Source organism: Pseudomonas fluorescens, assembly GCF_002837185.1.
GTDB classification, from domain to species: domain Bacteria; phylum Pseudomonadota; class Gammaproteobacteria; order Pseudomonadales; family Pseudomonadaceae; genus Aquipseudomonas; species Aquipseudomonas fluorescens_AM.
In genome coordinates this window covers 78,738-98,871 of sequence record NZ_KZ477991.1, presented here as the reverse complement: position 1 = coordinate 98,871, position 20,134 = coordinate 78,738, and the positions used below count along the sequence as shown (strand labels likewise).

12 protein-coding genes, 1 other RNA gene and 1 pseudogene are annotated in these 20,134 nt (G+C 56.9%); all 14 read right to left on the bottom strand.

What is annotated here, in order from left to right; translation table 11 throughout:
* Positions 1 to 17: 17 nt before the first annotated feature.
* Complete coding sequence (locus CIB54_RS08880; protein WP_065952141.1) at positions 18 to 926, bottom strand: LysR family transcriptional regulator; 909 nt, start codon at positions 924 to 926, stop codon at positions 18 to 20.
* Between the two features lie 222 nt (positions 927 to 1,148).
* Entirely contained in the window at positions 1,149 to 2,147 is a 999-nt protein-coding gene (gene moaA, locus CIB54_RS08875) for a GTP 3',8-cyclase MoaA (protein WP_101219660.1), read from the bottom strand.
* Between the two features lie 264 nt (positions 2,148 to 2,411).
* Positions 2,412 to 2,672 (bottom strand): DUF6124 family protein, encoded by a 261-nt coding sequence (locus tag CIB54_RS08870; protein ID WP_101219552.1) that lies wholly within the window; start codon positions 2,670 to 2,672, stop codon positions 2,412 to 2,414.
* 753 nt (positions 2,673 to 3,425) lie between these two features.
* Entirely contained in the window at positions 3,426 to 6,467 is a 3,042-nt protein-coding gene (locus tag CIB54_RS08865) for a type I restriction endonuclease subunit R (RefSeq protein ID WP_047882040.1), read from the bottom strand.
* A gap of 10 nt (positions 6,468 to 6,477) precedes the next feature.
* Complete coding sequence (locus tag CIB54_RS08860) at positions 6,478 to 7,770, bottom strand: restriction endonuclease subunit S (protein WP_047882041.1); 1,293 nt, start codon at positions 7,768 to 7,770, stop codon at positions 6,478 to 6,480.
* A complete protein-coding gene (locus CIB54_RS08855) occupies positions 7,767 to 10,157 on the bottom strand; it encodes a type I restriction-modification system subunit M (RefSeq protein WP_047882042.1) in 2,391 nt (796 codons plus the stop codon). The genes CIB54_RS08860 and CIB54_RS08855 overlap by 4 nt, the downstream gene beginning before the upstream one ends.
* Positions 10,158 to 10,323: 166 nt before the next feature.
* Positions 10,324 to 10,614, bottom strand: a pseudogene (locus CIB54_RS08850) (IS5/IS1182 family transposase); the annotation flags it as partial.
* A 43-nt stretch (positions 10,615 to 10,657) separates the two neighbouring features.
* A complete protein-coding gene (locus tag CIB54_RS27445; RefSeq protein WP_198557188.1) occupies positions 10,658 to 12,475 on the bottom strand; it encodes a hypothetical protein in 1,818 nt (605 codons plus the stop codon).
* Positions 12,476 to 12,687: 212 nt separating this feature from the next.
* Positions 12,688 to 12,975: a hypothetical protein gene (locus CIB54_RS08840; protein WP_101219550.1), complete on the bottom strand. Its 288-nt coding sequence runs from the start codon at positions 12,973 to 12,975 to the stop codon at positions 12,688 to 12,690.
* Positions 12,972 to 13,952 (bottom strand): integrase domain-containing protein, encoded by a 981-nt coding sequence (locus CIB54_RS08835; RefSeq protein WP_101219658.1) that lies wholly within the window; start codon positions 13,950 to 13,952, stop codon positions 12,972 to 12,974. Before CIB54_RS08835 ends, CIB54_RS08840 begins: the two co-directional genes overlap by 4 nt.
* Before the next feature lie 953 nt (positions 13,953 to 14,905).
* A complete protein-coding gene (locus CIB54_RS08825) occupies positions 14,906 to 16,162 on the bottom strand; it encodes an integrase domain-containing protein (protein WP_101219546.1) in 1,257 nt (418 codons plus the stop codon).
* Between the two features lie 187 nt (positions 16,163 to 16,349).
* Positions 16,350 to 16,746, bottom strand: a transfer-messenger RNA (tmRNA) gene (gene ssrA, locus CIB54_RS08820).
* A gap of 93 nt (positions 16,747 to 16,839) precedes the next feature.
* Positions 16,840 to 17,118: a hypothetical protein gene (locus CIB54_RS08815; protein ID WP_065883919.1), complete on the bottom strand. Its 279-nt coding sequence runs from the start codon at positions 17,116 to 17,118 to the stop codon at positions 16,840 to 16,842.
* A gap of 137 nt (positions 17,119 to 17,255) precedes the next feature.
* Complete coding sequence (locus CIB54_RS08810; protein ID WP_101219544.1) at positions 17,256 to 20,066, bottom strand: FAD-binding and (Fe-S)-binding domain-containing protein; 2,811 nt, start codon at positions 20,064 to 20,066, stop codon at positions 17,256 to 17,258.
* Between the last annotated feature and the right edge of the window lie 68 nt (positions 20,067 to 20,134).

Sequence of the window (20,134 nt, the reverse complement as noted above, 5' to 3'; positions counted from 1 at the left end):
TCGCAGCGAGGCTTAATTTACCTGACACGCTGGTCCGCGTCCTTGGCAGCAAATAATCTCTTGGCCTGCGCAAAACACTTCTCCGCAATGGCCGAGCGCGGTTCGGTCTTGCGCATCACCATGCCCAGTGGCGCGAGCACGCTGGCGTCCGGCAGGTTGATGAACGCGAGGTTTTCGATCGGGCTTTCCAGGCCGCTGTCCAGGGGCATGATTGCGCAGCAAAAGCCTTCGTGAATCGCCTGGAACAGTTGATAGGTTGAGTCGCTTTCAAGCATGGGCTGGGGGGCGAGGCCGCGGCTGCGGAAGCTCAGGTCAATGGACTTTCGATAGTGCATGCCCGTGCTGATCATCCCCAGGGGCAATTGCGCGGCGTCTTCCCAGCTCATTTCGCTGCCCTCGAAATGGAAGTGACGGGTGTCGTACAGCAAGCCGACGCGGGTCTCGCCCAGTTCGAAAAAATCCAGGTAGTTGGCGTTAACGTGGTCCAGGTAACACACCCCCAGATCCAGTTGATTGGTGCCCAGTGCTTCGATGATGTTGTCCGAGCTCATCGACGTCAGGCTGAACTTGAGCTCGGGAAAGGTGTGGGACAGGCTCTGGATGAAGCTGATCGGGTTGAAACCGCTGAGCGGCACCAGGCCCAGGCGCAAGTTACCCACCAACTGGCCGCGACACGCGGCCGCTTCGGCGAACAACCCGTCATGGGCGGCGAGCAAGGTCCTGGCCCACGCCAGCACACGCTCACCGGCCTCGGTAAAGCCTTCGAAACGCTGGCCCCGGGTGACCAGCTCCAGGCCCAACTCCTCCTCCAGATTGCGCAGGCGCATCGACAACGTCGGCTGGGTGATATGGCAGCGCGCAGCCGCCTGGCCAAAGTGACGGGTCTGCTCCAGCGCAATCAGGAATTTGAGTTGCTTTATGTCCATCAGGTGCCTGCCAGGGAAGAAGTGAAAGGTCTGTCAGAGTGGAATCACCTGTTCCGAAGAACTGGACAACGCACTCGATAACCGGCCGCCAGACATTGCTGGATAGCCCGATCAGCCTTGACGATTAGACAGGCATTTTTCAGTTCAGTACACAGCGATGGCTTGAAGGACGGGCAGCAGCCCTGCCGTGCGCAGGATGGCATGGGGTTGAAACCGGGTCGATCAGCCGCCCGTCATGTTCATGAAGCGCACCACCTGCACCTCATCGTCAAGGGAGAAGTTGTGCCGATACGGCTTGAGTTTCATCGACTCCACAATCGCACTCTCCAGGCGTTTCGGCTCGCCCGGATAGCGCCGCAACACCGCCTTGAGGTCGACCGAATGCTCATTGCCCAGGCACAGCAGCAACCGACCTTCAACGGTCAGGCGCACACGGTTGCAGGTGCCGCAGAAGTTGTGACTGTGGGGCGAAATAAAGCCCAGGCGAATATGCGGCGCCTCAGCCACACGCCAGTAACGCGAAGGCCCCTGGGTCGACTCCGCAGAGTCGATCAGCGTGTAACGTTCGGCGATACGCTCGCGCACCTGCGCACTGGAATAAAACGCCTCGGCACGGCTGTGCTCGCTGATCACGCCCAGTGGCATTTCTTCGATAAAGGATATATCCAGACCACGGTCGATGGCGAAGGCCACCAGGTCGTTGATCTCATGGTCATTGCGACCCTTCATCACCACGCAATTGAGCTTGGTGTGCTCAAAGCCTGCGGCATTCGCGGCATCGATACCGGCGATCACCTTCGCCAAATCACCCGTGCGCGTCAGCTCACGAAAGCGCGTGGGGTCCAGGCTGTCGAGGCTGATATTCAAGCGCTTGAGCCCCGCATCGAACAACGGCGCGGCGAGCTTGCCCAGTTGCGAGCCATTGGTGGTCATGCACAACTCGCGCAGACCGGGAAGCGCGGCGATGCGTCGGCACAGCTCCACCACGCCCTGACGAACCAAGGGCTCGCCGCCGGTCAGACGGATCTTGCGCGTGCCCAGCGCGACGAAACTGTGTGCCAGTTGATACAGCTCTTCCAGCGACAGAATCTGCTGGCGCGGCAGGAACTCCATGTCCTCGGCCATGCAATACACACAACGGAAATCGCAACGGTCGGTGACGGACATCCTGAGGTAGTCGACCCGGCGCGAAAAGCTATCCATCAGGATTTGATCGGTCATGAGAAACCTCGGCGGCGGCGTCGGGCGCATAACCCTGGCGCTTTAATGGGCGCGATATCTACGCGAGGCTAGAGTTGTTTTGAGCGTACGTCTAATCAGTATTAGCAACTGGGTGATCGACGGGGTCTATGGGTTGTGGCTGATAGTTTTTAGGGGGGGGCGCGGTATTGGGTGATGAAGGGCTTGGTCAGTCAGGGTTCGATTCCGTCCTGTGGCGAGGGCGCCTCGCTCGCCGCAGGTACGGAGTGATCGTGCTGTCGGTTTCTATGGATTCTCGCCAGGTGTCTGCTTAGTGAATACCTGAGTTTCCAGCATCCGCTCCAGCAACAACTCACCCAGCACAACCAGTTGCTGAGCCGCCAGCAGCTTGTGGCGGTGTGAGCCCTCCAGTTCAAAGGCCAGGTCGGTGGTCATGACGTTCAGCGAGGCGAGGGTTTCACTGGCTTGGACCAGCAGGGTTTCGACGGGGATGCCGGGGGCGAGGGTGAACAGGGTTGTTGGGGGATTGGGGGTGATCTTTTTCATGATGAAGCTCCCACACTGTCTAAGGAGCTGCCGCCCCCCTGCTGTCAAACAGGATTGGGTGGCAGCTGTACGCGGGTTGACAGACCGGAAGTGTAGGAACCCGGCGCACCCGAAGATGCCCCACGCACAGCCACCATGAACGAGGCGGAACGCGTAGCGCATGCCGTCTTGCCAAGGGGTGTGAAAGGTTACACTTTTCGGCCTGTCAAAGCCGATCGCTGATGAGCAGCGACGTGGAAAAGTTAGCGTGGTGGAGGGGGTTGTGCCAGTTCATCGAAGGCGCGATATGTTGAAGGAAAATTCTGAGGGCTCGCCTGCTGGGTTTTTTGAACCCTAGAAACGACAAAACTCGCACTAGGCGGGTTTTGTTGATGCTTCGAATTGGTCGGCCGGGGTAATTTGAATCCGTCGCGTAAAATATTGATTTATAAGATCAATATAGTTCCAAATTTTTAATTGGAATACTAATTGGAATACTGCACTCCACTTGCCCACACGTTTGCATTCGATCTGACCAGCACGCTTCGTGACCATGAGCCATCAAATCCTTTTGCCGGCTGATGTGATTAGCGATGTCGGTAAAGAACCCCTTACCTCAGCAACGAAGCTGTCTCTCAGCGCCTTGATGATCTCCGACACCCGCGTCTTCTCCGAATCATGGGTCTTACCTCTGACTACAGCGGTGGCTGGGTCGAGGCTATAGTCGCCGTCTGCGTGCTTGTGCAGCCGGTAGACTCCCCCAGTTTTTTCGCTTTATGCGCTGGCCTGATTGTCCAAGTTCTTTTTGAGCACCTGCTCGATGTTCTGGCTCCATGCCGCTTTGAACGCCGGATCAGAGGCAAACAGCTTATAGAGCTCCAGCTCGTCCTTTCGCCTTTTCAGCATCACGTCCTGGAGCATCTTTTCCAATGCGAGGCCGCGATTGTAAGGGTCAGCATTGTCCTCGTACTTGGCTGTGTAGTCCGGGTGTGCGCGGATGCTGTTGACGATGTTGACGAACTTGACACGTTGCTCCTCAGGCGTCGCGCTCCAGCCATGAAACCACCGCTCGTTGAAGCTGCGAATGATTTCATCCAGCGGATCAGTTTCCGGATCGCCGTCGCGGTTGCCGCGTGGGTTCGGGTTTTGCGGCGTCAGTTCCGTGTCGGAATCGTCGAGGCCGATTTCCTGGTTCAGCTTCGTGCGCTCCAAGCCATACGATGACAGGTCAACGGCCTCAAGCAGTTCGTCGAGCATATCCTGATTGGGATCTTCGATCATGAGCTTGGGGATCAGAAACTTCAGCAGCCAGAACAGCTTTTCCCACACCAGCACTTCAAACGGGATGATCGACGCCATCTGACCGTAGATCTTCACGAACTGCTTGGCCTTGATCTTGAAGTCGATCTTCTCGGGGTCCAGCAACTCCAACTCAGTGTTGAAGCGATTGGCTGCAACATCGATGATCGGGCTGAGGGCCTGGGCATCTTCACCGGCAAAATAACGTGTGACGAAGTCTTCGACCTCCTGCCACTCGTATACTCCAACTTGGTCCAGTGCGTCCTTCAGCTCGTGCAACACGTTGACGTCGGTCGCCTCGGACAGCGTTGTCACGGTGTAGAAGGGATCGAAGGCCGTCTTGATGTCATCGACGCTGTTGAAGAAGTCGAGGATGAACAGATCTTCCGTTCGCTTGCCCAACTTTGGGGCCGAACGGTTCAGGCGAGACAGGGCTTGGACGGCTAGGACGAACTGCAGCTTCTTGTCCACATACATCGCAGCCAGCTTGGGCTGGTCAAACCCGGTCAGATACTTGTTGGCCACGATCAGCAGCCGATAGTCGTCAGTGTCGAACTTTTCCCGCGTCTCACTTTCAGGAAAGCCGTTCATTTCGGCTTCGGTGTGCTTCAACCCATCGACGGTCTTCTCTCCCGAAAAAGCGATCAACGCCTTAAACGGGGTTCCTTGTGCGTCGAGCAGCTTGTTTACAGCCTTGTAATAACGGATTGCGGATTCGATATTCTGGGTAATGATCATCCCCTTGGCCTTGCCGCGAAGCTTCTTGGCATTCACGACCTGTGGGATGAAATGGTCCAGCATAATCTCGGCCTTGGTGTTGATCGTGTGCTGGCTGCGTTCGACATAGGCCCGCAGCTTCTTCTGAGCCTTCTGGGTGTCAAAAAGCGGGTTTCCCTCCACGGACTTCTGGATTTCGTAATAGCTTTTATAGGTCGTGTAGTTAGCCAGCACATTGAGGATGAAACCCTCTTCAATGGCCTGCTTCATGCTGTAAAGATGGAATGGCTTGAAGCTCCTGTCGGATTGCTGTTCGCCAAACTTCTCAAGCGTGGTCGCCTTAGGCGTTGCGGTAAAGGCCAGATAGGACGCGTTACCGCGCATTTTGCGGGACTGCATCGCCGCCAGGATTCGGTCTTGCGGATCATCCTCGTCCAGGTCGGTGTCCCCGGCACCCATCGCGCGGTTCATGGTGTCATGGGCCTGGCCGCTTTGACCGCTGTGCGCCTCGTCGATGATCACGGCGAATCGTTTTTCGCTTAGGTCCGCAATGCCATCAATGATGAAGGGGAACTTCTGAATTGTCGTGATGATGATCTTCTTGCCGTTCTCCAGCGCGGATTTTAGGTCGGCTGAACGCAGCGCTGGGGCGACGATGTTCTTGACCTCAGAGAAGTCCTTGATGTTGTCGCGCAGCTGCTTATCGAGCAAGCGCCGGTCCGTCACCACAATAACCGAGTCAAACAAGGGCTGGTCTAGGCCCTTGGCGCCAGGGAGGCCGACGCTATTGGGGTACGCGTCGATCAGCTGATAGGCCGCCCAGGTGATCGAGTTCGATTTGCCTGATCCCGCCGAATGCTGGATCAGATAGCTGTGGCCGACACCGTTGGTGGACGCGTGGTCCAGCAAGCGGCGCACCACGTCCAACTGCTGATAGCGCGGGAAGATCAGCGATTTCTTCGCCAGCGGATCGGTGGCTTTGCCCTCCAGCAGAACGAAATGCTGGATGATGCCCGCAAGGCTGGCGGGCAGGAACACCTCTTCCCACAGATAGGCGGTCTTGTGGCCGCTGGGGTTCGGCGGGTTGCCCTCGCCATTGTTGTGGCCCTTGTTGAACGGCAGAAAGAAAGTCGAGGCCCCGGTAAGCTTGGTGGTCATGAACACCTCGTCGGTGTCCACCGCCATATGCACAAGTGCGCGGCCAAATTGCAGCAGAGGCTGGGTGGCGTCGCGTTTTTCGTGGTACTGCTTCTGGCCATGAAAGCGGGCAGTTTGCCCAGTCCAGGCGTTCTTTAACTCGACCGTGACCAAGGGTATGCCGTTCAGGAACAGCACCATGTCGATTTCTTCCAGAGGGTTACTCTGCGAATAGCGGACCTGTCGAGTGATGCTCCAAATATTGGCAGCGAAGTTTTCGTGGATGCGGGGGGCAGAGCTGGCCAGCGGAGCGGGGTACATCAGTGAGAAGAACGCGTCATCGACCGATAGACCCTTTTTCAGCAGATGCAGCAGGCCGTGCCTTTTGATCATCCGATCAAAGCGCTCAAGGATCTTAGCTTGCCAATCTGATGGGTTGCGCGATTGCAGCTTGGCCAGCTCCTTGCCCTGTGTCGACTCCAAAAACTGCCAGAACATGGCAGTGTCGAGCGCATACTGGGCGTTGAAGTCACCGGGCAGGCCGATGCTATAGGGGCCGCCGCCAACCGGCACGGGCTTGCCTGCCAGCTCTTCGGTCGTCCAGCCGGTCAGATATTTCTGAATCGCCTGCTCGAGTGCAACTTCCCTAGTATTGCTGACCATATACTATCCCTTAAATAACCTTGATCTTGCCGGTGACGGCCGCGTTGATTAGGCTGGCTTTGTATTCCTTGAGCGCGGCGATCTGGCGTTCTTTGATGGCAATACCATTCTCAACCTTCTCGCATTTTCTTTTGATTTCGTCCGCAATCTCACGCTGTTCATTGATGGGTGGAAGGAAAAGGTCGACCATCGCGAAATTTTCGAAGGTCAAGTCTTGCCCGTCGCGAATGAAGCTTGCAGTTGTTTGCAGGGCTTTAATATATCGAGGGCTTTTGAAAAGGTAGCCGAAGAAGGTCGGGCAAATCTCCTCGTGCGGTCGCAAAATAATGTAGGAGGACCTGATGCAGCCCGCCGCCCAAGCTCGCTCCAGGCCGCCTTGGAAGCTGCGCATGCTGATCACGAAGTCGTCCAACTCTACGTGCTTGCGTTTTTCGAGGTTCGTCTGGATTTTCACGACCCTGCGACCAACTAGCTCCTCAAACTTCTCTTGAGGAATAACCCCATAGGATTGGGTGGCAGAAAGCTGAATGTCATCCTTTCGCGCCAACTCTTTGCGTTGCGTGAAGACAAACTTGCTGCGCCGCACCTCCCAATGCGCTGGGATTTGGCCAATCCAGTCGATGCCGCTGTCTTTCAATGGAGTGGCGGAATTCAGGCCGCGGGTTACGGCTTCCTGAATGATGATCTGACGCCGCTCGCGTAGCAGCGTGATCTGGTCTTCCTTGATCTTCACAGCTACATCGATCTTGGCGCACTTCTCGTCCAAGAATGTCGCGATCGAACGCTGCTCCTCAATGGGAACGATGAATAGGTCGACCGCCGAGAAGTTGTCAAAGCGAAGCGCCTGCCCATCACGCACTAGATTGGATGTGCTTTGTAGGGCCTCAATATATCTGGTGCTTTTAAGTAGATAGCGAAAAAAGGCTGGCTCTACGCGCGGTCCAGGTCGCAAAGCGACATATGCTGAACTAACGCACCCCGTGTGTTCAGAGTACTCAATTCCGCCCTGGAAGCTACGCATGCTCATCACGAAGTCGCCAGATTCAACATGTTTTAGAATGTCAAAATCAAGAAAGACTTGGGTCACTCGGCGTCCCTCAATCTCCATGAATTGCGATTGAGGAATCACGCCGTATTTTTGAGTAGCTGCAAGTTGTGGCTCGCCCCGTCTTGCGCGCTCTTTGCGGTCAGAAAAAAGCCATTTGCTTCGCTCAACTTTCCAATGCGATGGTAATTTACCAATCCATCTAACATTGCTTTCTGCGTAGCTTTCGTACTGCTCGAACCCAAACCTATCCATCATCCCACCTCCGACAACGCCGCCATCGGGACACCCAAAATATCCGAGATCAGTCCGTCAGCCTGCTGCTCCAGCGTCAGAATATCCGCCGTAACTTCGCCCAAACTCCGCAGCGGCTTGTGATAGTGGAAGTATTTGTTGAAGCTGATCTCGTATCCGATTTTGACCGAGTCGAGGTTGATCCAGGCCTCTTCGACATAGGGCCTCACCTCGGCCAGGAAGTAGCCGTGAATGCTGTCCTTCAGCGGCACAGACTCGCTGTCGCGGAGGTCGGTGTTTGAGGCGTAGGTCAGCCAGGTGCCATCGGCCTGTGCATAAAAGCCAAAATCGCCTAGCGCTGATACGTCGCAGCCTAGCTGCGCAGCTACCGATGCGAGCTCCAGGTCGGTAAAGCGAAGAGATTTGTCTATCACCTTTTCTGCGTCCTCGGCATACCAGCTCACCGCATTCAAGATGGCGTTCTTCTCGGTCGCTGACAGCTTGATCTTTCGGGTCTTCAGCACCTTGCTAATGCGATCACAAAACTCGTTGTAGTCGGCAGTTTCATCCGTACCGATGGCCTGCATCAACTGGTGTCCGTGATCGAGCAATTCGCGCAGACGCTTCCAGTTGGCGGTATCAATTAACTTGGCGCGGGCCTTGGCGTTCAGGGTGATGCCCTGCTCTTCGCACCACTCCATGACCGGCTTAGCATGCGCATTCAGGAAGCCCGGCTCATAGACCGCCTCACCGTGTGCTTCCCACAGATACTCCATCGGTTCGCGCAGGGATTTATCGAAGCGCAGGGGAGCAAGCCGTTCAGCGCTGAACTGGGCGCGGCGGCGGTCGGGGCGCTCGATAGTGACCTTGTGATAGCCGAAATCGGTGTTGTCGTAGATCTGCACGGCAATGCCGGTGGGGTCGCCGTTGGCATCCAGCTTCCGTTCGACCGATTGGAAAGCAAGATAGGCGCTTGTGATTTCTTCGACATGTTCAGGAGCGAATTCGCAGTTCTTGTCACCAAGGTTTTTGCGTAGCTTACGAAATAGCGGGTTGGCGTCGATCAGTTGCACCTTGCCCTGTCGTGCTGCGGGCTTGGCGTTGGTCAGCAGCCAGATATAGGTGGTGATGCCGGTGTTGTAGAACAAGTTGTTCGGCAACTGGATGATGGTGTCGAGCAGGTCGTTTTCGATGATGTGGCGGCGGATGTTGGACTCGCCGCTGCCAGCATCGCCTGCAAACAGGCTGGAGCCGTTGTGGACCGAGGCGATACGCGAGCCTATGGAACTGTCCTTGGTGGACTTCATCTTGCCCACCATATCCATCAGGAATAGCAGTTGGCCGTCATTGGAGCGGGGGGTTGCGTCTTTGGTTTCCCTGGTGCCCCAGTAATTATTCAGCTCGACCTTGAAGCGCGGGTCGATGACGTCGTTGCCGTCCTTGATGTATTTGAGTTCACTGTTCCAGCTTTTGCCGTAGGGCGGGTTGGATAACATGAAATCAAAGCGCTGGGCGGCGAACTCATCGGTGGACAGGGTGGAGCCGACCTTGATGTTTTCGGGGTTGTTGCCCTTAATCATCATGTCGGATTTGCAGATGGCATAGGTCTCGTCGTTGATTTCCTTACCGTACAGATAGACGTCGCCGGTAGCTTTGATCAAACCATCGGGGTCAATGACGTAGTTCTGCGACTCCGTTAGCATGCCGCCGCTACCACAGGCGGGGTCATAGATGGTCATAACGGGGGGCAGCCGATCCTTGATCGGGTCGAAGACCAAGTGGGTCATAAGGTGGATCACTTCACGCGGAGTAAAGTGCTCGCCCGCCTCCTCGTTGTTATCTTCATTGAACTTGCGGATCAGCTCTTCGAAGACATAGCCCATGCCGAGGTTGCTGAGGGCTGGCAGGGTGTTACCGTCAGGGTCTTCGACCTGATGTGGCGTGAGGTTGATGTAGGGCGAGATAAACTTTTCTAGCACGTCCAGTAAGACCTGCTTGTTTGCCATGTGCCGCATCTGCTCCAGTAGCTTGAAGCGCGAGATGATCTCTTTGACGTTGTCGCTGAACCCGTTCAAGTAGTCTTCCACGTTGGCCAGCAGTATCTGTTGGTTGTTAGTGGCGGTTGCATGCAGCAGCTTCAGTGTCCATTTGCTCGTGTTGAAGAATACGTAGCCAGAGGCCGCCTTTAGCGGTGCATCGTCCAGCTCAGTCGCCTTCATTTCGCCTTTCTGAAAGCGGACCTCCTCCAGGACTTCGGCCTTGGTGGGCTCGAGGAGAGTATCGAGGCGACGCAGAACAACCATCGGCAGGATGACGTCACGGTATTTGCCCCGGACGTAAACGTCGCGAAGGCAGTCATCCGCGATAGACCAAATGAATGAGACAAGTTTGGTATGTGCGTAATGGTTCATGGGGAAGGGGCTATTGTCCTGGTGTCAAAGGGGCGCGACGTGTAGCTGAACGGCCGGAAACCCACCATTATCCATGAGCGTTACAGACTCGGCCACCGTGGTGTTTTTTACTTGTCAAATCCATTAAAGGAGACCCATGAATACGAACATTCGGTGAGGTCTGGACTCTGTACGAAACCAGCTGTCGTAAACACCGCAGCGAACAGTCCAGCGAGAGCATCGCAGAAAAGCTGTCCGCGAGGTTGTCGTAGCGGTTACCAATCAGGTGGTTGTCTTTCAGCCAGCAGAACATCCGCTCAATGATGTCTCGTCTCGTGTATTGGGGCTTGTTGAGCCGGCGGGGTGCCGCGGGCTTTGGCTTACGTATCATCTTGCGCAGCGGGATGACTGGCTGCATTCGATAACGGTCAGAGTGCTGACGAAATGCCTCTGCGTTATAGCCCTTGTCGGCAACCAGCCTTTACTGGGTCAGTTTTCGGTCAGCGGTAACAGTCACAGCGTCATTCCTGACATATTACGCAGCCGAAAGCTCCAACCTCCGCACAGGCAGCAAAGAAAGACGACAATAACCAATAGAGCTGGACGAAGTAGGGGCTTGCAGTGTGGCCCGCTGCGATGTCCTGAAACGCTTTCTCAACCGCGCCCTTGCTCAGGGATGAGGTCACGATGGCCACCCGTTTGAAGGTGTGAGGGGCATTCCTGCAAAACTCCACTGCAGTTCGAGAATCTGCGGTTGTGCCTCGGCATGTGCGATGAATGCCTGTTTTTACCCTGTTGTTGGTATAAAGCCGATTCCATCGCGCGAATTTCTTGGTCATGGCCGGTGCGGGCAAATTGAGATTGCCCAGGTTTTTGATAGCCTGGCTGACAGAAACGTGGAACGCGCTCGCGCCGAGAGTCAACTCCCCGTGCTTGGCATGGTAGAAGGTGATTCTTGGAGAGGCTGGATCCGTTCGGAAGCCAATGAAATCAGCCCATTCGTCACCAAGATCATCGCAGACCATAACATCGTCTTCGGGCGCGACCGTCGATAGTACTGCGCCGAACGTGGAGTCAAGATCGAACGTATGATGGACAGCGGTAAAGGCACCTTTCTCGTCCGTGACATTAGCCAGCTCTGCATTGCCGAAGAGGTAGCCCAGGAACTGATTGCCACCGTTCACCAAGGAGTCGTCCTGGTAAAGGTTGCCGTCCAGATAGGCAAAGCGAGGCTGGTCGAATAGGACAATGTACGTGTCTTCTTTGTCGATGAACTGCTTAAGCAGAACGCGACCTTCGTCCGCTCCTAGAGCGAACTGTGTGTCCTCGACATAGACATTGGCGAGCAGAGGTAGCGTGAGGCGTTTCAAGGCGATTCGCGTTTTGTTGATCGCGAGTTCGCCCACTTCGGCGCCTGTTGCAAGCTGGGACACGAGCAGTTTGCCGGCGGCGTTTTTGGCAACTCCCAAGACGTCTGTCAGCTCTGCGAGTATCGGATCGACTTCAACTTTTGGCAGCTCTCGATAGCCACCTCCGTCCCGCTTGACCAAACGAATAACTTTGTCGTCAAAGATGGCCTGTCCGAGGATGGCGGTATCAACCGCAAATTGGGTAGGGCTAGCCGTCAGATCCGATAGCTCCAGCGGTCGCGCGAAAGCTGCCAGAAAAGGGGAGGACGATGGCCTTCCAGGTCGAGGGTGCAGGCGGTCAATGATACTGCAGGCATAGTCCACCAGTTCCAGGTAGCCAGCACGATCCGCTCGAAGTGAAATCCGGCCGGTTCGCGGTGTTGTTGAGAAGTGCTCGTCCGCCTCTGTGAAGCTGTAACCCAGCGGGGCAAATCGAGCCGAGGAGGCCATGCCCACGTTATTCTGGAGGTTCTCGCCCTCAAGTGTCTTGCTGCGCAATGCAAAGCGGGACAACGTCATATGGCGCAGCCGAACCCGGGCAAATACTGAATCCTTGCTAGTGAGTCCACGGTCAACATCTTGGGAGCTGATGCGCTGCAGGTGCCGCTTGGTGAAATCTGCGGGGACGTCGATCTGGGATTTGAAAATGGCGACGTAATCACGGTGCTCGACGATCAGCAAATATCCGGTTACTCGGTCGATCACGTCGTCAGCGTCAGGTAGGAAAGCTGGTGTCTTGTCGAATTGAAAGCATAGAGCAGACCAGATTGATGCCCCGTGGGCCTGCCGTATGAAAGAGAATAGGTTGTTCGAGGGAGATGTGTGAGCACATCTGATCGCCCGGAACAACGCCGTGATTGCGCCCATTGTGATCGGAGCTTTTCGGCGATAGAAGTTGCAGGATTTGCTGGCTTGAAGCTCATCGATCATGTCCGTTTCCCTACGGCAAGGGGTAAAACGTGGAATCCATAAACTCGATGAGGGTAGCCCAATGCCACTAAGACTGTATAGATGGATTCGCTTTAACAGAGCTGGCTGCTTGCGAGCAATCATAGGCTGACATGAAGGACTGCTAATGGCGGATTACTTCCTGTAATGACTGACCGGTTTGGATCGTCTGTAGTCGGTCGTGACTATCAAAATCAGATCCTCTCTCTGGGAGGCAAAGTCCATGATTTTTCTAAACGACGAACGATCAGCCGCACGGTCAGCAAATAGTAATACCGCGTCGCGCCGTTGCGTCGATCTAGGCGATGTTCAAGGAACCAAACCACATGCTTTCTCTGCCAAGCCCAAGGCGTTTTTCGCTGCCAGCGCTCTGCAATTTCAGTCTGGATGATTTTCGCCTGTCGCACATGGCGTTGCCGGGTTGCGTGCGAGCCGGTCAGCACGCCAGCCAAAAACAGCTCCATATCGAATGGCTTACTCAAGACCACCCTCCAATGTACGCGGCGACCACGTCGATCCGCCCGTGCCCCAGCTCATAGCTGATTTGCCTCCAGGCCTCACGATCAAGTTGCCTATCTACCCGGCAACATTGGCCGCCGTTGATAGGCGCCCGGTGTTGAGTAATTTGCTCATAGCGCTCACACGCGTACGCCGCTCGTAGCTCATGGAAGCCTTTCAGGTTGTGCGCATGCAGGATGGCCCGCGCAGGGCGGATGATTTTTTGTACAAGATTCAGGTAGCTTTCGTGTGGCGCAATCAGGTTGCTGCTACCCACAGGCGACACCTGCCGTGCAAACCTAAGCGCACCAAGAATATGGTCATTCACCGTAATCCAACGGGGTGCCGAGGCGCCGGCGCGGCCGCCTTTGGTGCCATCCTGAATGTTAATCCTGCCTTGGCCGTTAGCCTCACGGCTCAGCCGTGGCAGGTCAGCCAAGATAGCCTCACGCAAACGCATGCCAGTGGCTCGTGCCAACAGAACGATCGCGGCGGCCCGTAACTGATGATGGCTGCAAAGCGCATCGACGATCTGCTTAACCTGTTCGTGGTCCTGGCCCTGCGGCACCGAGTGTCGAACCCCGGTGCGCTGCATACCCAACGCCTTGCTCGGACTTGGCAATTTCACGCACTGATCACCGCGAAGCGCCGCCATGGTCCTGTTAACGCTGGATAGCCGATTTTGCGCAGTGCTGGTGGCGAGGCCACCGCGCCCAACCAGGTCATGGAGATACGCCGCATAGTTGGCCAATACCTTCCGATCAACCTGCCGCGCATCATTGATACCGGGCCCCTGTTCGGATCGGCACCACTTCACAAATGCCTGCCACCGATCAGAATGCGCCTTGACCGTGCCGTAGTGGCCACCGCCGAACATGTCTTTCAATGCCTGCGGCCCTGCGTAGCTCAATTGCCTGCCGTAGCCGAAATTGCGGCCATCGCGTCTACCTACCAATGCCATGTCAGTCACCTCATCTTCCGTTCTCCAATCCTCGCCCCACGTCATCCCGCCAAGAATGTTGAGTGTTATCAGGGATCAAGGCCCCTGCGACCTGTGAGGGTGTCCACTGACGCAGGACTGGCGGCTCCTTACGGCCGGGAGCGAGGGCATCTCATGATCTGGCCTCCTGAGCACCGATACCGGTGGGCGGGTGGAGGCTGCACTGGCTGACGACACCAGCGCCGCGAGATCCTGAGCCGGGTAAAAGCAGCACTGCGATGACCGGGGCATGCCTGACTGTCAGTCAGATGCAGTCCATTCCGTGGGCTGCGGCACCATCATCTGCATCGCTGTTGCTGGTGACTTCGGTGTTTGTCACGCCGATTGTCACGAGGGGAAATGCCGCAAAGCCTTGTACGATGTGGGCTGCAGCAGCAGTAGGAGCGCCCGTCTCTTTCCGGAAGAAAGAGACGGGCGCAGGTTGGCGCAATGAAATGGCCAAGCGGATAGGTTGCTGCAGGGCAGCGAAGTAGGAAGTGTCGTCTGGCGCACGAGGGCAATGATCTGAAGTAGGCATCCATCACCGGGGAGGTGACCGGGCGAGCTGCCGGACGCGAATCGCCTTTTGGGCTGAACCACCGCGAAAGCGGCGTGACCTTCAAGGTTCGGGCCACCTGGGTTGCTGTCATCGACAGCGCTTGCACGGCCAGTTGTACGCCTGTGGATAAACCCGGTCAAGGTTCGAAATTCAGCGTCACTTTGGACTTGAAGAACGGTTATCCACCGGTGGAATTCCGTGGTAAATCCTGGACAACGTGGTCGATTTTAGCTCTTCAAAGTAAGGTCCATCCAAACGGGGCGGCTTTGCAGCCCTGTTTGGATGGACCCGCGCTTAGAAGCGGATAAGCGAGGCTGCTTGCCCCGAATGTTGAGTGCACAGTTGTTGTCGCTGGCATAAGTGCAACTGTATAGCGCTAGCGGATCGGCACCACGTTCTTGTCTCTGACTTGGCCGTATGCTGAGGCGAGTAGGCTACCGGTGGCAGCTTTCTGGATGTACTCACTCCACCAAGCCATCATCGGACGCCGACGCTCGATGTAGTCGGCTCGATTGTAAGCGCTACGCACCTCATCCTTGTCGACATGCGCCAGTGCGACCTCAATGAGTTCCGGGTCCCAACCATGCTCATTCAAGATGGTGCTGGCCATCGAGCGCATGCCGTGACTGACCAAGCGATCCTGGAACCCCATGCGTTTCAACGCCATGTTGGCGGTCTGGCTATTGGCGTGGGTGCGCGGATTTCTGTCTGCCGGGAAGACGTATTTGCGATGGCCGCTGTGAGTCTTCAGTGACTCCAGCAGTGCGACAGCGTGATCACTCAATGGGATGCTGTGTGGGCTACGCTTCTTCATCCGTTCCGGTGGGATAGTCCAGACACGCCTTTCAAAGTCGATGTCTGCCCAGCGAGTAGTCGCCGCCTCGGCGGGCCGAGTCATCGTGTGCAACTGCCATTCGATGAGGCAACGGGTCGTGCGCTTGATGCTGGCATTTGCGATTTCCAGCATGAGCTTGGGGAGCTCTTCGGGCGGAAGCGCAGCCATGTTCTCTTTCTTGGGCTTCTTGAATACTGCCCTGATGCCGCTGAGCGGGTTGGCGAAGATCAGGCCGGAGTTTACGCCGTAGGTCATGATCTCGTTTAGCCGCTGGCTAAGACGTTTGACCGTCTCCAGGCTGCCTTTCGCTTCGATTGGGCGAAGCAATCCGATCACCATCGGCGCAGTGATTTTCGCGAGTGGAGTCGTCTTCAAATCTGGGAACACGTGCAGCGTGAGCGACCGCCAGATGTCCTCGGCGTAGGCCGGGGTGACCGAGTCTTTCTTGAGCTCGAACCAGGCGGTGGCTACGTTCTCGAAGGTGTGTTCCGTTTCCGCGCGCTTGGCTTCATTCAACGTATTGCGTTGCACCTTCGGATCGATGCCCTGGGCCAGCAGTTCGCGGGCCTCGACTGCCTTCTTTCGTGCATTCGCCAGTGACAGTTCGGGGTAGGTCCCGAAGCCGATGTTGATGCGCTTTTTGGTCACCGGTTCGCGGTAGTTGAAATTCCACAGTAACGAGCCGTTGCTGCGTACGCGGAGCTGCAAACCGTCACCGTCCGTGAGGACGTAATCCTTAGACGCGGGTTTGACTCCCTTGAGCTGTCGATCGGAGAGACGGAGGTTTTGAGCAGGCATGAGATTCTCCTCAGGCACTGATTCGGTATTCCAAAGATTAGCACCGGATGAGGTGGAATACCGTCTGGAATACCCGAATGGCTGGAACTCAAAAACTTTCAAAAGACCGCAAAAGCGCTGGAGGCCGCGTATTTACTGGATCGCAGGCACAAAAAAAGACGTCCGTGGACGTCTTTTTTTGATCATTTGGTGGAGCCGGGGGGATTTGAACCCCCGTCCGCCAGTACTCCGCTGTCGGTACTACATGCGTAGCCGTTTCTATTAAGTTAACCCTCAGCGACCCGAAGGGCAGGGTGCTTTGGGCGAGTTGTGTAAGTTTTAGCCGCTTCGTCCACAACGTACTGCACGGCGATTCTGTTCTATATGACAATCACTTTGGGTTTACAGACATCCCCTGGTGATTGCTGGACCCGAAGGTACCAGAAGCTCAGGGCTAAGGCTGCTTACGCAGCGAGAGCGAATTCCTGGCCGTAGTTTTCGTCATTGGCAACTATAAGAAGTTGCAACAGTGGATTTACGAGTTCTGTTACCAACTCGGCATGCACCTAAAGTTTCGCGACCGGCGTCGAATCCTAAACGGCCCCGTGCTTGTAACTCGTTGTTTCTAGTGAGTGACAAGCTTGTGCAGTGTACGCCAAACCTTCACGAAAGGCCAACCCGAAGGTCGGCCCTATCGCTTACTGACCGCCTTTTTCGCTGTTCTGCAGGTCTTGCAGGGCCTTGGAGGTGATTTCGATGCACTTCTTGTCATCACCTGCCGCATGAGCGGCCTTGGCTTGGGCGACGGCGGTGTCGATTTCGCCGCTTTTGCCACTGGTGTCGGTGGACAGCAGGGCTTTACCGTTGTTGATTTTGTCCAGGTTGATCTGGCACAGGTCTTTATCACCGGCCGCGAAAGCGGGGGACGCCAGCATCGCAGCGGTAATGAACAAGCCAGCAAGAGCGGAACGCTTCATAGGGTATCTCCTTGCGCAAAAGGGCTCGACGCTGCTGGCGTTGAGGGGCTGCCAGCGACATCACTGTGAGCCTCGTTTGTCGAGGCCTATGCAGATGACTACACCGGCGCGCAGGGGTTCTGTTTTATTTTGCGGGCTTAATGGGCGCGGGCCTGGGTGACGCGGTCCACGAGGTACACCAGCCCGTGATAATCGATGCCGCCGTGCTTGCTCAGGCCGATCTCGCAGGTGCGGCTGGTGGAGATGCCTTCGCTGCAGTGTTGCACCGCGTCCTTGAGGGTGCGCAGTGAGTGGGCGTTGAGTTCCGGGGTGGTGAAGCCTTTGTCGCCGGCAAAGCCGCAGCAGTGAATGCCTTCGGGGATGACGACGGTCTTGGCGCAGCGTCGGGCGAGGTCGATCAGCGCCTGGCTTTCGCCGAGGTGCTGGGTGCTGCAGGTGACGTGGACGGCAATGGGCGCTTCCTGCGGCGTGAAGTCGAGGCGGTCCATGAGGTGCGTGCGGATGAAACGTACTGGGTCGTAGAGGTCCAGGCGTGTCTCGCCCAGGTCTTGCGTCAGGCGCAGGGTGCACGGGCTGGTGTCGCAATAGATCGGGTCGAGGCCGCCACGGCTGGCGTGGAGCAGGGCGCCGATCAGTTCCTGACGCTTGTGTTCGGCCTGTTCGGCATAGCCTTTGGAGGCGAAGGGCTGGCCGCAGCACAGGTTGTCCTGGTGGTCGGGGAAGACAACCTGGTAACCGGCTTTTTCCAGCAGGCCACGGGTTTTGTCGTACAGCGACATTTGCTCTTTATCACCCGCCGCCGGGCCCATGGCGCGTGAGACGCACGCCGCCAGGTAGACCACCCGTGGTCGCTCGTCGGTAACGGCGGGGCTGAAGCGAATGGCTTTTTCCGGTTGTGGCATGGCGTTGGTCCATTGCGGGACTTGCCCCTTGGACAGCCGGGTCACGGTGGCCGATAACTTCGCCAGGCGCGGAGCACCCAGCAGCATGCGCGCGCCGTTGGCGACATGCAGGGTAAAACGCGCGCCTTGCAGCGCGGTGGCGAAATGGGTGGCGAGCCATTCGGCGGTTTTCGTACGGTCGGCGTCACGGCTGCGCAGCTTTTTCACCAGGTCGCCGGTATTGATGCCTACAGGGCAGCGTTGGGCGCAGAGCCCGGTCGCGGCGCAGGTATCGATGCCTTGGTAGTGGTAGGCCGCTTCCAATTCGGTGGTGTCGACGCCGGCGCGCTGTTTGGCCTGGATGTCGCGCCAGATCACAATGCGCTGACGTGGGCTCAAGGTCAGGCCTTTCGACGGGCACACCGGCTCGCAGAACCCGCATTCGATGCACTTATCCACAAGCTCGTCGGCGGCCGGCAGGGGTTTGAGGTGTTTGAGGTGAATCTGCGGATCTTCGCTGAGCACCACGTCCGGGTTGAGGATGCCGTTAGGGTCGAGCAGGCGCTTGAGCTGCCACATCAGTTGATAGGCATCGCTGCCCCATTCCAGTTCGACAAACGGCGCCATATTGCGACCGGTGCCGTGTTCGGCTTTCAACGACCCACCGAATTCAACCGCGACCAGGTGTGCAACGTCGTCCATGAACGCCTGATAGCGTGCGATTTCTTCCGTGCTGTTGAAGCCTTGAGTGAAGACGAAGTGCAGATTGCCTTCCAGGGCATGTCCGAAAAGGATGGCTTCGTCGTAGTGGTGTTTGTCGAACAGTTCGATCAAGCGGTTGACGCCAAGCGCCAGTTGTTCGACCGGAAAGGTAACGTCTTCGATGATCACGGTAGTGCCGGTTTTGCGTACGGCGCCCACGGCAGGGAAGGTGTCCTTGCGAATTGCCCAGAGCCGGGCGTTTTCCAGTGGGTCTTCGGTGAAGTCGACCTGCTTCTCCACCGGAAAAGAGGCGAGTGAGGCCATGATCAGCGCCAATTGTTCATGCAGTAACGAGGAAGTGGCGGCGCGGGATTCGATCAGCAGCGCGCAGGCATTGTCCGATAGTTGCTGTACGAACGCTGGCATACCCGGTTTGTTCTGTACCGAGCGCAGGCTGCGTCGGTCCAGCAGCTCAACTGCCGAGACTGGCTGAGTCTTCAGCACGATGACCGCGTTGCAGCAGGTCTCCACATCCGGGAATACGATGAGTGCCGAGGCCTTGTGCGGGTGATCGATCACCGTGTCGTAGGTCACGGCACTGATAAATCCCAGCGTGCCCTCGGACCCCACCAGTAAATGGCTGAGGATATCCAGCGGGTCATCAAAATCCACCAGAGCATTCAGCGACAGGCCGGTGGTATTTTTCAGACGGTATTTGTGGCGGATTCTTGCCGCCAGTTCGGCGTTTGCCCGCGTCTCGCAACCCAGTGTGGCCAGGCGTTCAAGCAGCGCGCCATGGGTCTGGCGGAAGGCCTGGACGCTGGCGGGATCTTCGGTGTCCAGGCGGCTGCCATCGGCCAGGACCAGACGAATGCCTGCCAGGGTGTGGTAGGTATTTTGCGCCGTACCGCAGCACATGCCGCTGGCGTTGTTGGCGACGATGCCGCCGATCTTGCAGGCGTTGATCGATGCCGGGTCCGGCCCGATCTTGCGCCCGAATGGCGCCAGCCAGGCGTTGGCCTGAGCGCCGATGACGCCGGGCTGCAGGCGGATCTGCAGGCCTTGCCCGCGAATTTCGCGGCCATTCCACTGATCGCCCAGCACGATCAGCACCGAGTCGCTGATGGCCTGGCCAGACAAGCTGGTGCCCGCTGCGCGGAAGGTCACGGCGACGCGGTCGCGCTGGGCCAGTTGCAGCAGCGTGACGACTTCGTCTTCCGACTCGACGCGTATCACCAGCTGTGGGATCAATCGGTAAAAGCTGGCATCGGTGCCGAAGGCGAGGGTGGAGAGTGGATCGTCAAAACGACGATCCTTCGGGATCAGTTGTGCGACGTCGCTCAGGAATGCGGCAGGCAGGCTCATCGGTCCTCCAGAAATAGCTGACGCCGGAACCGTTGTCCGGCGTCGATTCTTACCCTATTGCGTGCAGG

What these genes read in the sequence shown, in the direction of transcription:
- CIB54_RS08855 (WP_047882042.1), bottom strand. Translation starts at nt 10,157, where the DNA reads ATGAACCATTACGCACATACCAAACTTGTCTCATTCATTTGGTCTATC.
- CIB54_RS08810 (WP_101219544.1), bottom strand. Translation starts at nt 20,066, where the DNA reads ATGAGCCTGCCTGCCGCATTCCTGAGCGACGTCGCACAACTGATCCCG.
- moaA (WP_101219660.1), bottom strand. Translation starts at nt 2,147, where the DNA reads ATGACCGATCAAATCCTGATGGATAGCTTTTCGCGCCGGGTCGACTAC.
- CIB54_RS08815 (WP_065883919.1), bottom strand. Translation starts at nt 17,118, where the DNA reads ATGAAGCGTTCCGCTCTTGCTGGCTTGTTCATTACCGCTGCGATGCTG.
- CIB54_RS08835 (WP_101219658.1), bottom strand. Translation starts at nt 13,952, where the DNA reads ATGGCATTGGTAGGTAGACGCGATGGCCGCAATTTCGGCTACGGCAGG.
- CIB54_RS08870 (WP_101219552.1), bottom strand. Translation starts at nt 2,672, where the DNA reads ATGAAAAAGATCACCCCCAATCCCCCAACAACCCTGTTCACCCTCGCC.
- CIB54_RS27445 (WP_198557188.1), bottom strand. Translation starts at nt 12,475, where the DNA reads ATGATCGATGAGCTTCAAGCCAGCAAATCCTGCAACTTCTATCGCCGA.
- CIB54_RS08865 (WP_047882040.1), bottom strand. Translation starts at nt 6,467, where the DNA reads ATGGTCAGCAATACTAGGGAAGTTGCACTCGAGCAGGCGATTCAGAAA.
- CIB54_RS08880 (WP_065952141.1), bottom strand. Translation starts at nt 926, where the DNA reads ATGGACATAAAGCAACTCAAATTCCTGATTGCGCTGGAGCAGACCCGT.
- CIB54_RS08860 (WP_047882041.1), bottom strand. Translation starts at nt 7,770, where the DNA reads ATGATGGATAGGTTTGGGTTCGAGCAGTACGAAAGCTACGCAGAAAGC.
- CIB54_RS08825 (WP_101219546.1), bottom strand. Translation starts at nt 16,162, where the DNA reads ATGCCTGCTCAAAACCTCCGTCTCTCCGATCGACAGCTCAAGGGAGTC.